General features: G+C 60.7%; 14 protein-coding genes. 7 read left to right on the top strand and 7 right to left on the bottom strand.

Annotated features, from left to right (window positions below; genetic code table 11):
* Window positions 1–129: 129 nt before the first annotated feature.
* The 4 genes from AU074_RS05305 to antA form a co-directional block, all read right to left on the bottom strand.
* Window positions 130–1530, bottom strand: a complete 1401-nt coding sequence (locus AU074_RS05305; RefSeq protein WP_076013820.1) for an amino acid permease — start codon at window positions 1528–1530, stop codon at window positions 130–132.
* Between the two features lie 71 nt (window positions 1531–1601).
* Complete coding sequence (gene antC, locus AU074_RS05300; protein ID WP_076013819.1) at window positions 1602–2609, bottom strand: anthranilate 1,2-dioxygenase electron transfer component AntC; 1008 nt, start codon at window positions 2607–2609, stop codon at window positions 1602–1604.
* Window positions 2610–2778: 169 nt separating this feature from the next.
* Window positions 2779–3270 carry an anthranilate 1,2-dioxygenase small subunit gene (gene antB / locus AU074_RS05295; RefSeq protein WP_003212320.1) on the bottom strand — a complete coding sequence of 164 codons (492 nt, stop codon included), beginning with the start codon at window positions 3268–3270 and terminating at the stop codon, window positions 2779–2781.
* A complete protein-coding gene (gene antA / locus AU074_RS05290) occupies window positions 3270–4661 on the bottom strand; it encodes an anthranilate 1,2-dioxygenase large subunit (RefSeq protein ID WP_076013818.1) in 1392 nt (463 codons plus the stop codon). The genes antB and antA overlap by 1 nt, the downstream gene beginning before the upstream one ends.
* Window positions 4662–4973: 312 nt before the next feature.
* Between antA and AU074_RS05285 the strand changes: the two genes are divergently transcribed.
* On the top strand, window positions 4974–5972 hold the full coding sequence (locus tag AU074_RS05285; protein ID WP_076013836.1) for a helix-turn-helix domain-containing protein: 999 nt from the start codon (window positions 4974–4976) through the stop codon (window positions 5970–5972).
* Window positions 5973–6111: 139 nt separating this feature from the next.
* Here AU074_RS05285 and AU074_RS05280 read toward each other — a convergent pair whose 3' ends face one another.
* Entirely contained in the window at window positions 6112–6987 is an 876-nt protein-coding gene (locus AU074_RS05280; RefSeq protein ID WP_076013817.1) for a LysR family transcriptional regulator, read from the bottom strand.
* Window positions 6988–7101: 114 nt separating this feature from the next.
* On the opposite strand from AU074_RS05280, the gene AU074_RS05275 reads away from it, so the two are divergent.
* Genes AU074_RS05275 through catA form a run of 3 tightly spaced genes read left to right on the top strand, consistent with a single transcriptional unit; the run spans window position 7102 to window position 9505 of the window.
* Window positions 7102–8226 (top strand): muconate cycloisomerase family protein, encoded by a 1125-nt coding sequence (locus AU074_RS05275; RefSeq protein WP_008436677.1) that lies wholly within the window; start codon window positions 7102–7104, stop codon window positions 8224–8226.
* Between the two features lie 16 nt (window positions 8227–8242).
* Window positions 8243–8533, top strand: coding sequence for a muconolactone Delta-isomerase (catC, locus tag AU074_RS05270; protein WP_076013816.1), 291 nt, complete (start codon window positions 8243–8245; stop codon window positions 8531–8533).
* Window positions 8534–8575: 42 nt separating this feature from the next.
* Window positions 8576–9505: a catechol 1,2-dioxygenase gene (gene catA, locus AU074_RS05265; RefSeq protein WP_076013815.1), complete on the top strand. Its 930-nt coding sequence runs from the start codon at window positions 8576–8578 to the stop codon at window positions 9503–9505.
* A 123-nt stretch (window positions 9506–9628) separates the two neighbouring features.
* On the opposite strand, the gene AU074_RS05260 is transcribed toward catA, so the two are convergent.
* On the bottom strand, window positions 9629–10102 hold the full coding sequence (locus AU074_RS05260; protein ID WP_003212305.1) for an Lrp/AsnC family transcriptional regulator: 474 nt from the start codon (window positions 10100–10102) through the stop codon (window positions 9629–9631).
* A 142-nt stretch (window positions 10103–10244) separates the two neighbouring features.
* On the opposite strand from AU074_RS05260, the gene kynU reads away from it, so the two are divergent.
* On the top strand, window positions 10245–11495 hold the full coding sequence (kynU, locus tag AU074_RS05255; RefSeq protein ID WP_076013814.1) for a kynureninase: 1251 nt from the start codon (window positions 10245–10247) through the stop codon (window positions 11493–11495).
* Between the two features lie 164 nt (window positions 11496–11659).
* Entirely contained in the window at window positions 11660–13090 is a 1431-nt protein-coding gene (locus AU074_RS05250; protein ID WP_076013813.1) for an amino acid permease, read from the top strand.
* A gap of 15 nt (window positions 13091–13105) precedes the next feature.
* Here AU074_RS05250 and AU074_RS05245 read toward each other — a convergent pair whose 3' ends face one another.
* Window positions 13106–14020, bottom strand: coding sequence for a LysR substrate-binding domain-containing protein (locus tag AU074_RS05245; protein WP_076013812.1), 915 nt, complete (start codon window positions 14018–14020; stop codon window positions 13106–13108).
* A gap of 191 nt (window positions 14021–14211) precedes the next feature.
* On the opposite strand from AU074_RS05245, the gene AU074_RS05240 reads away from it, so the two are divergent.
* On the top strand, window positions 14212–14976 hold the full coding sequence (locus AU074_RS05240) for a sulfite exporter TauE/SafE family protein (protein ID WP_076013811.1): 765 nt from the start codon (window positions 14212–14214) through the stop codon (window positions 14974–14976).
* The last annotated feature ends 134 nt before the right edge of the window (window positions 14977–15110 follow it).

The raw sequence follows: 15110 nt of genomic DNA, 5'->3' as shown, positions 1-15110 counted from the left end.
ATTTGGAATACGATCAAAATGTGGGAGCGGGCTTGCTCGCGAAAGCGGTGGGTCAGTCAATACATCAGGTGACTGACACGACGCCTTCGCGAGCAAGCCCGCTCCCACACAAGCCCGCTCCCACATGGGTTATTGCGCTGTTACTGCCTTCGCGTTATTCAACCGCAACCGGTACGCCACATAGATAATCCCGACCCAAACCGGAATCGCATACACCGACGCCCGTACACCCGGAATCGCCAGCATCACGCAGATAATCATCAGCATGAACGCCAGGCACAGGTAGTTGCTGAACGGGAACCAGAAGGTCTTGAACGTCGGCACCACGCCTTGCTCGCCCATGGCCTTGCGGAACTTGATGTGGGTCAGGCTGATCAGCGCCCAGTTGATCATCAGCGAGGCAACCACCAGCGCAAACAACAGCTCCAGTGCGTCATGCGGTGCGACGTAGTTGATCACCACGCACAGCAGCGTCACCAGGGCCGAAATACCCAGGGCACGCAGAGGCACGCCTTGCTTGTTCAGCTTCATCAGCGCTTTCGGCGCATCGCCTTGCTCGGCCAGGCCGAACAGCATGCGGCTGTTGCAGTACACGCCGCTGTTGTACACCGACAGCGCCGCGGTCAGGACCACGAAGTTGAGGATGTGGGCGGCGGTGTCGTTACCGATCAGCGAGAAGATCTGCACGAACGGGCTGCCGCTGTAGGCATCGCCCGATGCGCCGAGGGTTTGCAGCAGTTGATCCCATGGGTACAACGACAGCAGCACGGTAAGTGCGCCGACGTAGAAAATCAGGATCCGGTACACCACCTGGTTGATCGCCTTCGGGATCACCTTGCGGGGCTCGCTGGCTTCGGCGGCGGTAATACCCACCAGCTCCAGGCCGCCGAACGAGAACATGATGAACGCCATGGACATCAACAATCCCATGCCGCCGTTCGGGAAGAACCCGCCGTGGCTCCACAGGTTGCTCACCGAGGCTTGCGGGCCGCCGGTGCCGCTGAACAACAGGTAGCAGCCGAGCACGATCATGCCGACAATCGCCACCACCTTGATGATCGCGAACCAGAACTCGGTCTCACCGAAGAACTTCACGTTGAGCGTGTTGATCAGGTTGACCAGCACAAAGAACACCACCGCACTGGCCCAGGTTGGAATTTCCGGCCACCAGAACTGGATGTACTTGCCCACCGCTGTCAGCTCGGCCATGCCTACCAGCACGTAGAGTACCCAGTAGTTCCAGCCGGCGAGGAAGCCTGCGTAACCGCCCCAGTATTTGTGGGCAAAATGGCTGAAGGAGCCGGCTACCGGTTCCTCGACGATCATCTCGCCCAGCTGGCGCATGATCAGGAACGCGATGAAACCGGCTACCGCATAGCCCAGGATCATCGACGGCCCCGCCGACTTGAGCACGCCCGCCGAGCCGAGGAACAGCCCGGTCCCGATCGCCCCTCCCAAGGCAATCAGCTGAATATGCCGGTTCTTCAGGCCACGCTTGAGGCCCACCGGGTTAACCATGTCATCCGCCATTAACATTCCCTTCTACTTGTTTTTTTCAGGGTTGATCGCACACCGAACCAGCCCCTCATACCGCTGAGGGGTCAGATATTACTCTCGGTAAACTTTTCGTAATACAGCTGAACGCCATCAAGTGCCTGATCCAGCAGCCATTGTTTGATGGATTCGACCATCGGCGGCGGGCCGCACACGTACATATCTGCCGATTGATCCCGCAATTCGGCCAGGTCGAAATGCTCGGTGAGGTAGCCACGCTTGCCGGCCCAATCGGAAGGCGGATCGCTGAGTACTTCGGTGTAGCGAAAGTTTGGGATTTTTTCGGCATAAGCGGCGATGCGGGCGGCCTCGCACAGATCGGCCGCGCCGCGCACGCCGTAATACAGGTGCACCGGCTGTTGGCAGGCGCTGGCGGCCAGGTCGTCAAGCATGCCCAGCAGCGCCGATAAGCCGGTGCCGCCGGCCACCAACACCAGCGGTCGGGTGACATGCCGAAGGTAGAAGGCACCCAATGGCGCCTCCAGCAGCAGCTCATCGCCTACCTGGCAGCGCTCGCGGATGTAGTTGCTCATCACGCCATCGGGCAGCAGGCGGATCAGGAACTGCAATTGATTGCCCGGGCGGTTGGCGAAAGAGTAGGAGCGCCAACTGTCGGTGCCGGGAATCGACAGGCGGGCGTATTGGCCCGGCAAAAAGTCCAATGAGTTTTCCAGCTGCAGGTGCAGGATCGCGGTGCTGGTCGAGATCTGCTGCACATTGCTCACCGTGCTGCGGATTTGCACTGGCCCCGGCGCGTTGCACAGGCTGGAATCAAAATCGAAATAAAACGCCGCGTCGGACTGGACCCGGGTCTGGCAACTGAGCATTTTGCGTTGTTGCAGGTCGAGGCTGGAGAGGGCTTCCTCATCCACATAGTCCTGAGTGAAATCGCCGGACTCGCAACGGCCCTGACAAGTGCCGCACACGCCTTCGCGGCAGTCGAGCGGGATCTTGATGCCGTTGCGCAAGGCTGCGTCCAGCAGGATCTCATTGGCGCCCACCGGGAAAAACAGGGTCTTGCCGTCGGCAAAACTGAAGGCCACTTTGTGATTCATTCGCAGAACTCCGCGAGTTTGATTGTTATGCCTGCGATTTACTTGTGGCGAGGGAGCTTGCTCCCGCTGGGCTGCGCAGCAGCCCCAAAAAACTGGGAGCGCTACGCACTGGAACGCCAGCCCGGTCCAGCGGGAGCAAGCTCCCTCGCCACAGGTGTAATGCATCAGCTCACAGGTGATAGAAATCCAGCACCGAGTTGATGGTGTCGTTGAGCAGCAGCGCATGCTTGCGGGTGATCAGCCAGCTGTCGCCATCGGGCTTGAGGCTGTAAGTGGCGCTGCCGTAGAACTGCTCCGACGTCGCCAGCCGATAGAACAGCGTGTGCCAGTTCAGCTTCACTTCCAGCAGCCCGTCCGGTTGCTCGGCAATCCGCACGTTGTTGATCAGATGCAGCGTCCTCGGCATCGGCGTGGCCGACGCGGCCTTGCCCGTGCGCAACCGAAACACCCGATCCTCCAGGCCCGAGCGGTTGGCGTAGTAGATCAGCGACATCTCGCGCTTCGGGTCGCGGGTGTAGACGTGTTCCGAATCCCACTGCGGCAGATGAAACTCACTCTGCGGGTCGAACAACTGCACATACGCGTCCCAATCCTGTGCATCGCACAGCTCGGATTTACGGTAAAAAAACTGTTCGATTCGGTACTGCAATTGCGCATTCATCATTTCACCTCCCGCAGTTTCAGGGCTTGGGCATCGAGCCCGTCCAGCAGGAATTTCTGCCAGTTGCGGTGCTGGTTGACGTACAGCCCTTCGTGGGTGAATTCGGTGCCGGTCATCGCCGGCTGGATGCCGATGGATTCGCTATTGGGCGTCGGCCCGGTTTCCCAGCGATGGCTGCCACGGGAGATATCGCTCCAGCGCTCCAGGCGGCCCTGGAAGCCGCGCTGGGCTTCGCGAAATTCCACCAGGTCATCCGGCGTGCCCATACCGGAAACGTTGAAGAAATCCTCGAACTGGCGAATGCGGTTTTCTCGGTCGGCGTCAGACTCGCCTTTCACCCCCAGGCACTGGCTGATGATCTCGGTCTTGTTCCAGGCGATGGGGCGGATGATCCGCAACTGCGAGCTGATCTGGTCCAGAAAGAACAGGCTCGGGTAGATGTTCAGGTTGCGCAGGCGGTGCATCATCCACTCGGCTTTTTGCTGACCGTGTTCTTCGATCAGGCGCGGCATGATGGTGGCGTAGCCGGAGCGGACCGTCGGATTCGGCATGTCACTGAACAGCAGGCTGTGGCCATTGTTGAAGGCGAACCAGCCGTCATCGGTATTCGCGTCGCCGGCGCCGAGCTTGCTGTAGTCCAGGGTCGTGCCAGAGCCGGTACCGTTTTCAGTGTTGACCTGCTGGCGGTGCTGCACCGTGGCCACGTAGTTGTAGTGCACGGTGCTGACGTGATAACCGTCCAGGCCGTTTTCGTTTTGCAGTTTCCAGTTGCCGTCGTAGGTGTAGGCCGATTTGCCCGGCAGCACTTCCAGTTCACCGGTGGCCGACTGGGCGACCATCATGTCGAAGAACACTTTGGCGTCGCCGAGGAAGTCTTGCAGGCTATTGGTGCCGTTCACGTCCAGGCTGATAAACACGAAGCCCTTGTAGCTCTCGATCCGCGCCTTTTTCAGGCCGCGAGTGGCTTTGTCGAACCCTTCGGGGTATTCCCCCGGCGCCTTGACCTTCGCCAGCCGGCCATCGCTCTTGTAGCACCAGGCGTGGAACGGGCAGGTGAAGGTGGACTGGTTGCCCTTGCCGACCCGCGTCAGGGTGGTGCCGCGGTGCTGGCAGGCGTTGATCAGTGCGTTGAGCTGGCCTTCGCCGTCGCGGGTGATGATCATCGGCTGGCGCCCGGCGCGCATAGTGATGAAGTCATGCTTGTTGGCCAATTCGCTTTCGTGGCAGGCGTAGATCCAGTTCTTTTCGAAGATCAGTTCCATCTCCAGATCAAACAGCTCCGGCTCGGTGAACATGTCCCGGGCGATGCGGAACACTTCATCCACCGGACGAAAGTCCAGGCAGCCTTCGATAAAGCTTTTCCACTGCTCGACGCTTCTTGCACCACTCATGGGAGGCACCTTTTTGATAATGGCTAAACGGGTAGGCCATTAAGAGGCTGCGGCGGGGTGGCGGGCTATCCGGTTAATGGGGGAAGGTGGGCCACTTAGTTGGGCACCAAATACCCACGGCGGTGCAGGGCAGTGGTGGAATGCGCTACTGTCTAGCAAGGCGATTGTCGGAAAAGTCGGTGCGTTATCCACTTAATCGACGGTTGCTATCCACCCAGTGGCAATGCCGCTGGCGTGGCGCAAAACTTGCTGTTGCTCTACCAGGACGCGCCGTCAGAGCGCGCCGGCCACAATTGCCGTGGGTGCCCCGTGATGAGTAGCAATACACGCGATATACGTATCGAGCGCTTCGACCTTGAAGGCGCCTGCAGCTGGATGTCCGGCATTTGCGGGCCACACCGGCTGCAGACCGCGACGCCAGAGCGCATCCGTTTTCACCACAGTGCCAATGTGTTCAAGTCCCGCGCCACCACGCTGGGGATTATTGAGTACGGCACCGACGTCACGATCGACATCGAAGACGCCGAGCACTTCAGCAGCTACAGCCTGAGCCTGCCGCTGGTGGGCGAGCAGGAACTGAGCAAGAACGGCGAACGGCTCAGTTCCAACCGCGACCAAGGCGTGATCATCTCGCCCAATGAGCATCAAGTGCTGGCGATTTCCGGCGACTGCCGCAAGTTGCAGGTGGTGATCACCCGCGCGGCGATGAGCGAATCCCTGGAAGGCCTGCTGCAACGGCCGATTGAGGCGCCGCTGCGCTTTGAGTCGGTAATGGATGCGGTGGATGGCGCCTCGGCGTCATGGTGGCGTATGGCGCGGTATTTCATTGCGGAGCTGGAGCGCAGCAGCGAGCTGTATGACCAGGCGGCGTTTACCCGGGATCTCGAAAGCTCACTGATCAAGGGCCTGATTCTCGCCCAGCCGAATAACTACTCCGAAGAACTGCGGGACGTGCTGGGGGTGAAGCTGCCGCACTATCTGATCCGTGCGCGGCAGTACATCCATGACAACGCGCGGGAAGCGGTGCATCTGGAGGATTTGGAGGCAGCGGCGGGGGTTTCGCGCTTCAAGCTGTTCGATGCCTTCCGCAAATACTTCGCCCTGTCGCCCATGGCCTATTTGAAGAAATACCGCCTGGGGGCCGTGCGCCAGGAAATCCTCGAACACGGCTCGACCCGCACCATCTCCGAAATTGCCCTGGGCTGGGGGTTTACCCATTTAGGGAGGTTCTCGGCCGAGTACCGCAAGCTGTTCGACGAATCCCCCAGCCAGACGCTGCAACGCAACGACGCACGGCGCATGCGGGGATGAACACTTTACTCAAAAACAACGGAGATCAAATGTGGGAGCGGGCTTGCTCGCGAATGCGGTGCATCAGCCAACTCATTCGGTGACTGACACTGCGCATTCGCGAGCAAGCCCGCTCCCACATTGGATGTGTGGTGTTCTTTTAAATCAACTCTTCCACCAATTGCAGGCAATGATTAAGCCCCGGCGACTGGTCATTGATCCGCCGGCTGAGAATGATCGGCGAAGTGGCGGTGGCTTCCACCACCGGCGTATAGCCGATGTCCGCCCGATGCAGCACCTGCACCGAGGCCGGCACCAAGGTCACGCCCATGCCCGCGCCCACCAGGCCGATGGCGGTCTGCAATTCATTGGTCCACTGCGCCACCTTCAGGCTCAAACCGTGGGCGTCGAACAGCGCGATCACATGGTCGGCGTAGCTGGGGCGCGGGTTACCGGGGTACAGCACGAAAGGTTCTGCGGCCAATTGCGCCAAGGTGGCCGGCGCGCCCAGCAAGGGATGCCCGGCGGGCAACACCGCCACCAAGCGATCCTCCACCAACACCCGCTGCACAATCGCCGGATCGTCGATGCGAATCCGCCCGAAACCCACGTCTATCCGCCCGGCCTTGAGGGCTTCGACCTGTTGCAACGTGGTCATTTCCGACAGGCCCAATTCCAGCTCCAGGCCATCGTGGCTGCGCAGCCGTCGAATCAACTCCGGCAGCACGCCATACAGCGTCGACGGCGCAAAACCGATGCCCAGCCAGGTCTTTTCGCCCAAGCCAATGCGCCGGGTGCTATCGCACACCTTGCCCAGTTGCTCCAGCAGCACATTGGCGTGCTCATAGAAAAACCGCCCGGCCTCGGTCAGGCGCAACGGCCGCCCGCGTTCCAGCAGGACCACGCCCAGTTCGTCCTCCAGTTGCTGGATCTGCCGGCTCAACGGCGGCTGGGCAATGTGCAGGCGTTCGGCGGCGCGGGTGAAGTTGAGGGTTTCCCCCAGCACCTGGAAGTAACGCAGATGGCGCAGTTCCATAAGGACTCCTTTCATACCTTGAGGGTATTGTTCGAGACCAATTCTATATTGGAAGCCAGAAAAAATGCGGAACAGAATCAGGCCAAATCTATAAAGAACCCAACGGGTATTGCCATGCCGATTTGCGCCATCGAGTCGATCGAGACCATCATCGTCGATCTCCCTACCATTCGCCCGCACAAGCTGGCGATGCACACGATGCAGAACCAGACCCTGGTGATCATCCGCGTGCGCTGCGCCGACGGTATCGAAGGCATTGGTGAATCCACCACCATCGGCGGCCTGAGCTACGGCAATGAAAGCCCCGACAGCATCAAGATCAACATCGACCGGCACTTCGCGCCGCTGCTGCTTGGCCAGGATGCGAGCAACATCAATGCCGCGATGTTGCGCCTGGAGCGCAGCATCCGGGGCAACACCTTTGCCAAGTCGGGTATCGAAAGCGCGTTGCTGGATGCCCTCGGCAAACGCCTGAACCTGCCGGTCAGCGAATTGCTCGGCGGCCGTGTGCGGGACGCCTTGCCAGTGGCCTGGACCCTGGCCAGTGGCAATACCGAAAAAGACATCGCCGAAGCCGAGAAGATGCTCGACCTGCGCCGCCACCGCATCTTCAAACTGAAGATTGGCGCCGGTGAAGTCAGCCAGGACCTGGCCCACGTCATCGCGATCAAAAAAGCCTTGGGCGATCGCGCCAGCGTGCGGGTTGACGTCAACCAGGCTTGGGACGAAGCCGTGGCCCTGCGCGCCTGCAAAGTGTTGGGCGACAACGGTATCGACCTGATCGAACAACCGATTTCGCGCAATAACCGTGGCGGCATGGTCCGGCTCAACCTGTCGAGCCCGGCGCCGATCATGGCCGACGAATCCATCGAATGTGTGGAAGACGCCTTCAACCTGGCCCGCGAAGGCGCGGCCTCGGTGTTCGCCCTGAAGATCGCCAAAAACGGCGGCCCACGTGCGGTATTGCGCACCGCGGCGATTGCCGAAGCGGCGGGCATCGGCCTGTACGGCGGCACCATGCTCGAAGGTGGTATCGGCACCCTGGCCTCGGCCCATGCCTTTCTCACCTTGAACAAACTGGCGTGGGACACCGAGCTGTTCGGCCCGCTGCTGCTCACCGAAGACATCCTCGCCGAGCCGCTGGTGTACCGCGATTTCCACCTGCATGTCTCCACCGCTCCGGGCCTGGGCCTGGCCATCGATGAAGAGCGCCTGGCGTTCTTCCGTCGCGACAAATAACCCGAGGACACTTGCGATGTTGTTCCACGTAAAAATGACCGTGAACCTGCCCGTCGACATGAACCCCGAGCACGCTGCCGGCCTCAAGGCTGAAGAAAAAGCCTTCTCCCAGCGGCTGCAACAAGAGGGCAAATGGCGCCACCTGTGGCGCATCGCCGGGCTGTATGCCAACTACAGCGTGTTCGATGTCGACAGCGTGCAGGAACTGCATGACCTGTTGATGCAACTGCCGCTTTATCCTTACATGGCCATCGAAGTGAATGCCCTGTGCCGGCATCCATCGTCGATCCGTGAGGATGACCGCTGAGTCTGTTTTTTCACCTAATAATTACAAGATGAGGATTGCACCATGTCCATCCGACTTTCCCAGACTGCTCACGCCCAACAGTTTCTCGAAGAAGCCAGCGGCAACCTGAACGACGGCGGCAACCCACGGGCCAAGGCGCTGATCTACCGGATCCTGCGGGACACGGTGAACATCATCGAAGACCTGGAAGTGACCCCGGAAGAGTTCTGGAAGGCGGTCAACTACCTCAACGAACTGGGCAAGAACCAGGAAGCCGGGTTACTCGCGGCCGGCTTGGGCCTGGAGCATTACCTGGACATGCTGATGGACGCGGCAGACGAAGAAGCCGGCAAGTCCGGCGGCACCCCGCGCACCATCGAAGGCCCGCTGTATGTGGCCGGGGCGCCGCTGTCCAAATATGAAGCGCGGCTGGACGACGGGCAGGACCCGGGTGTGCCGCTGTTCATGCAAGGCCAGGTGCGTGACACCAACGGCAAGCCGCTGGCGGGCGCGATTGTCGATGTGTGGCAGGCCAACACGGGCGGCACGTATTCGTGGTTTGACGGCACGCAGTCGGAGTTCAACCTGCGTCGGCGGATAGAGACCGATGCCCAGGGCAACTACCGTTTCCGCAGCATCGTACCGTCCGGGTATGGCTGCCCGCCGACCGGTCCGACCCAGCAGTTGCTCGACCAGTTGGGCCGCCATGGCCAGCGGCCTGCGCATATCCACTTCTTCATCTCGGCGCCGGGCCATCGGCACCTGACGACGCAGATCAACCTGTCGGATGATCCGTACCTGCATGATGATTTTGCCTATGCGACGCGGGACGAGTTGATCGCCGAGATTCGTTTCAGCGAGGACGCAAACCTGGCGAAAGAGTTTGGGGTGGAAGGGCAGTTCGCGCAGATTGATTTTGACTTTGAGTTGCAGCCGGCGGCGGCGCCGGTGGAGCAGAAGCGCATGCAGCGAGTGCGCGCGCTCGAAGACTGAACGCGGTAAAAAATGTGGGAGCGGGCTTGCTCGCGAATGCGGTGGATCAGTCAATATTTCCGGTGACTGACACTCCGCCTTCGCGAGCAAGCCCGCTCCCACATTGGATCTGTATCGTTTGGCCTACTTGCGAACAACCAGATCGAGCAAATCATCCCGATCCTTGATCTTCTGCAACACGATCTCCGACCGAATATCCATCACCCCCGCCGTGCGGTTCAGGTGGTTCACGATAAAGTCCGAAAAGTGCTTCAAATTACGCGCCTGCACCCGCAGCACATAATTGCTCGCGCCCGTAATTACATACGCACTGGCCACCTCCGGCCACCCCTGCACCTTCTTGATAAACGTCTCGTGCCAATCCTCCACATCCTGGCGCAACGACAGGTGGACGATGGCCTCCAGCTCAATCCCCAACTGCTCGGCGTTCAACACCGCCCGATAACCGCTGATGATTCCTTCGCTCTCCAGCAGGCGCAAACGCCGCAGGCAAGCCGAGGGCGACAGAGCGACTTTCTCCGCCAGTTCCTGGTTACTGATACGGCCATCCTGTTGCAGGAAATGCAGAAGGCGCAGGTCGGTGGCGTCGAGAATCATGGTTAGAATAAATCCGCGTGTTTGGGGGTTAAATTCGAATTTCCTACAGCTTAATTAGCCTGTTGCCCACCACTTTGCACGAAAATTCTCTAAAGCTTCGTTCATTATTTGGCTCATTGTTACTACAAGAACAGGACTGACCATGACCACCCGCACCCATTGCCTGACCCTCGACGCCCAGGATCCGCTGGCGCCACTGCGCAACCAATTCGCCTTGCCCGCCGGGGTGATCTACCTCGACGGCAACTCCCTCGGCGCGCGCCCGGTGGCAGCGCTGGCGCGGGCGCAAGCGGTGATCGCCGAGGAGTGGGGCAATGGCCTGATTCGCAGTTGGAACAGCGCCGGCTGGGCCGACCTGTCCCAGCGCCTGGGCAATCGCCTGGCACCGCTGATCGGCGCCCGCGACGGCGAAGTGGTGATTACCGATACCACCTCCATCAACCTGTTCAAGGTGCTCAGCGCGGCACTGACCGTGCAGCGCGAACGGGCGCCAAGCCGCAAGGTAATCGTCAGCGAAGCGAGCAATTTCCCCACCGACCTGTACATCGCCGAAGGCCTGACCGAACTGCTGCAACAGGGCTACTCGCTGCGCCTGGTCAACAGCCCGGACGAACTGCCCCAAGCCATCGACCAGGACACGGCGGTGGTGATGCTCACCCACGTCAACTACAAGACTGGCTACATGTACGACATGCAGGCCCAGACCGCGTTGAGCCATGAGTGCGGCGCGCTGACGATCTGGGACCTGGCGCATTCGGCGGGCGCGGTGCCGATCGACCTGCATCAGGCCGGTGCTGATTATGCGATTGGTTGCACCTACAAATACCTCAACGGCGGGCCTGGCTCCCAGGCGTTTGTGTGGGTCAACCCGGCGTTGGTGGATGTGGTCACGCAGCCGCTGTCGGGCTGGTTCGGGCATACCCGCCAGTTCGCCATGGAGTCGCGTTATGCGCCAAGCCAGGGCATCGCCCGGTACCTGTGCGGCACACAGCCGATTACCTCGCTGGCGATGGTGGAATGTGGCCTGGATATTTTTGCCCAGACCGACATGGCCAGCCTGCGCACTAAATCCCTGGCGCTGACCGACCTGTTTATCGAGCTGGTGGAATCCCGTTGCGCCGCCCACGAACTGACCCTGATCACCCCGCGTGAACACGCCCGGCGGGGCAGCCACGTCAGCTTCGAACACCCGGAAGGCTACGCGGTTATCCAGGCCTTGATCGCTCGCGGCGTGATTGGTGATTATCGCGAGCCGAGGATCATGCGTTTCGGGTTTACCCCGCTGTACACCAGCTTTGCTGAGGTCTGGGATGCGGTGGAAATCCTGGGTGAGATTCTCGACCAGAAAACCTGGGACGAGCCGCAGTTCAAAGTGCGCCACAGCGTCACCTGAGTAAACACAGAGCAAAAATGTGGGAGCGGGCTTGCTCGCGAATGCGGTCTATCAGTCCCTGATGTATTGACTGGCACACCGCTTTCGCGAGCAAGCCCGCTCCCACAGGGGACAGTGTTTCAACCAGAAAGCAGTGCAATCACAATAATAAAGGGGCACGCCACGTGACCACGCCAGACCAAGGCTTTGCCGCAATAACCAATCGCGAACTGGGCCTCAGGCGCCAGCTCACTTCCGGCCAGATGAGCATGATCGCCATCGGTGGCGCCATCGGCACCGGGCTGTTCATGGGCAGCGCCTACGCCATCGGCTATGCCGGGCCCAGCGTGCTGGTGAGCTATGCCATCGGCGCACTGATCACCTTGTTGCTGATGGGCTGCCTGGCAGAGATGACCGTGGCGCATTCCACCTCGGGCTCCTTCGGCGCGTATGCCGAATTTTACGTCAGCCCGCTGGCCGGTTTCCTGGTGCGCTATGCGTACTGGGCGGCGATTGTGCTGGCGGTGGGCGCCGAGGTCACGGCGGTGGCGATGTACATGAAGTACTGGTTCGCCAACGTGCCGGAATGGGTGTGGATCGTGTCGTTTTCCAGCGTGTTGATCGTGCTCAACGCCATCAGCGTCAAGACCTTCGGCAACTTCGAATACTGGTTCTCCACGATCAAGATCAGCGCCATCGTCGGCTTCATCATCCTCGCGGTGTATGTGGTGTTCGGCTCCGGCAATCCGGATTACGGTATGCAGAACTACACCGCCCACGGCGGCTTTTTCCCGAATGGCTTGAGCGGCATGTGGATCGCGGTGATCGTCTCGATCTTCAGCTACCTGAGCGTGGAGATGATCGCGGTGGCCGCCGGTGAAGCGGCCGACCCGGAGCAGGCGGTGAAGAAAGCCTTCCGCGCGACCATCGTGCGGCTGGTGGTGTTCTACCTGCTGACCCTGGCGCTGATGCTCGCCATCGTGCCGTGGAACCAGGCCGGGCATGCTCAGAGCCCGTTCGTCACGGTGATGCAGACCATCGGCATTCCCGGCGCCACGGGCGTGATGAACTTTGTGATCCTGATCGCGGCCTTGTCGGCGATGAACAGCCAGCTCTACATCACCACCCGCATGATGTTCAGCCTGTCTCGCGCCGGCTTCGCGCCCAAGTCCATGGGTGCCTTGAGCAAGAGCGGCATCCCGTTGAACGCCTTGCTGCTGTCCAGCTCGGGCATTGCCCTGGCTACCTTGCTGAACGTGGTGTATCCGGAAAGCTCGTTCACCTTGATGATGGCGATCTCGATGTTTGGCGCGATCTTCACCTGGTTCATGATTTTCCTTACCCACCTGTTTTTCCGCCGCTACCGCAAGCGTCACGGCGGGCCGAAGCTGTCGTTCCAGCTGGCACTGTTTCCCTACAGCACGCTGCTGGGCCTGGTGCTGATGGGCGCGGTGATGATCACCACGTTCTTCACCGAGGCCTTCAAGATGACGCTGGTGTTCGGGGTGCCATTCCTGCTGATTCTGTCGCTGGTGTACTACGTGTTTTTTCGCAAGGGTCGCCAAAACCCTGTAGGCGCGAGCTTGCTCGCGAAAAACCCGAGGGCGCCGGGTTAAATCAGAAAGCCCGCGTTATCGTTGACGTTCTTCGCGAACAAGCTCGCTCCTACAGGGGGAAAGGGCGTTTAGCAGTTGGGCGGCGTAACCGGGCAATTGGTCGAACCCGCGCGCGCATAACAGCAGTTTGCGACAGGCCCAATCCTCGGTCAGGGGTTGAGCCTGGAAGCGCCGCTCCAACGGCCAGCGTTCCAGCGCGGCCAACGGCACGATCCCCAGCCCGGCGCCCCGGGCGACCATGCGAATCAATCCATCAAAACCGTCCGCGCGGATGCGGGTCTGCAAGCGAAAGCCTGCGTGCAACGCCTGTTCTTCCAGGTACACCGCCAGCGCGCTGTCGGCAGCCAGGCCTACGTAGTCGTGCTGCAAGCTGTCGATAAAACTCACGGTGCGGTCTGCCAGCGGGTGATCGAGGGGCATGATCAGCACCAGCGGGTCGTCGCGAAAGGGCAGGGTCTGCAAGCCGTGGGTGTCCACCGCATCGGAAATGATCCCCAGGTCTGCCGCACCCTGGCGCAAGGCGTGGGTGATGCGCAGGCTCGGCAGTTCCTGCAGGTCGATATCCAGGTTGGGGTGTTCCCGCAGAAAGTCCGCCAGCAATTCCGGCAGGTATTCGCTCAGGGCCGTGGTGTTGCACAGCAGGCGCACCTGGCCTTTGACGCCGTTGGCGTACTCCGCGAGGTCTTGCTGCAGGTGCTCGGCCTGCTGCAACAGCAGGCGGGCGTGGCGGGCCAGGGCTTTGCCTGCTGCTGTTGGCGTTACGCCACGGCGGCCACGTTCCAGGAACGCGATGCCCAGCGAGGCCTCCATCGCCCGAATCCGCGCACTGGCGGCGGCCAGGGACAAATGGCTGCGGCTGGCGCCGGCGGTGATGTTGCCGGTGTCGAGGATGTGCAGGTAGAGGCGCAGGTCGATCAGGTCAAAGTGCATGGGCTGGGGATCTCGGTGTCTGGACGGGCCTCTTCGCGAGCAAGCCCGCTCCCACATTTAGATCTGTGAACCCTTTCAAAATGTGGGAGCGGGCTTGCTCGCGAAGAGGCCATCTGCCTCATGCAAAACAAGAGGCTGCCTCAGTATATGGCGAATTTTCAGACATCACCCAAACCTGCAAAATCCGACCCATGAATACCTTACTCGCGTTCTACCAAAATCTCGGCCCGGCCCTGACATTGCTGGTGATAGGCACCTTCCTGCTGGCCGGTACGGTCAAGGGTGTGATCGGCCTGGGCTTGCCCACCGTCGCCATGGGGATGCTCGGCCTGGCTATGTTGCCGGCGCAGGCTGCGGCCTTGCTGATCATCCCGTCCACCGTCACCAACCTCTGGCAACTGGCGTTCGGCGGTCATCTGAGCGCCTTGATCAAACGCCTGTGGCCGATGCTGCTGCTGATTTTCCTCGGCACCGGGCTGGGCTCGTTGTGGCTGGGTATGGACGGCGGGCACTGGGTGGTGCGGGCGTTGGGCGGGGCGTTGCTGGTGTATGCCTTGAGCGGGTTGTTGTTGCCAACCTTCAAGGTCAGCCCGGCCAGCGAGCGCTGGCTGGGGCCATTGTGCGGCGTGCTGACCGGGGTCATCACCTCGGCCACCGGAGTATTCGTGATCCCGGCGGTGCCGTATCTGCAAGCGTTGGGCTTGAACCGCGATCAACTGGTGCAAGCGCTGGGGCTATCGTTCACCGTGTCGACCCTGGCGCTGGCGGCCGGGTTGTTCTGGCGCGGCAGCCTGGGCGGTGGGGAATTGAACGCCTCGTTGCTGGCATTGGTGCCGGCGCTGCTCGGCATGTGGCTGGGCCAGGCCCTGCGCCAGCGCATCAGCGCGGTGCTGTTCAAGCGGGTGTTTTTTATCGGGATGGCCGCGCTGGGTGGGCATCTGCTGATCAGTGGTTAAGAATCTGTTGTTGATTTGTGTATTTTGGTCAAATGCGTTTTGACCGTCCGGTACGTATTCCAAAGCACAGGCCCCGTTATCCTGAGTCTGTAATGCGGCTAGTATCCGTGTAGCCGCTATAAAGAGGATTCACG

Source organism: Pseudomonas sp. ATCC PTA-122608 (assembly GCF_001952855.1).
Lineage (GTDB): Bacteria > Pseudomonadota > Gammaproteobacteria > Pseudomonadales > Pseudomonadaceae > Aquipseudomonas.
This window is presented reverse-complemented; position numbering and strand designations above follow the sequence as displayed.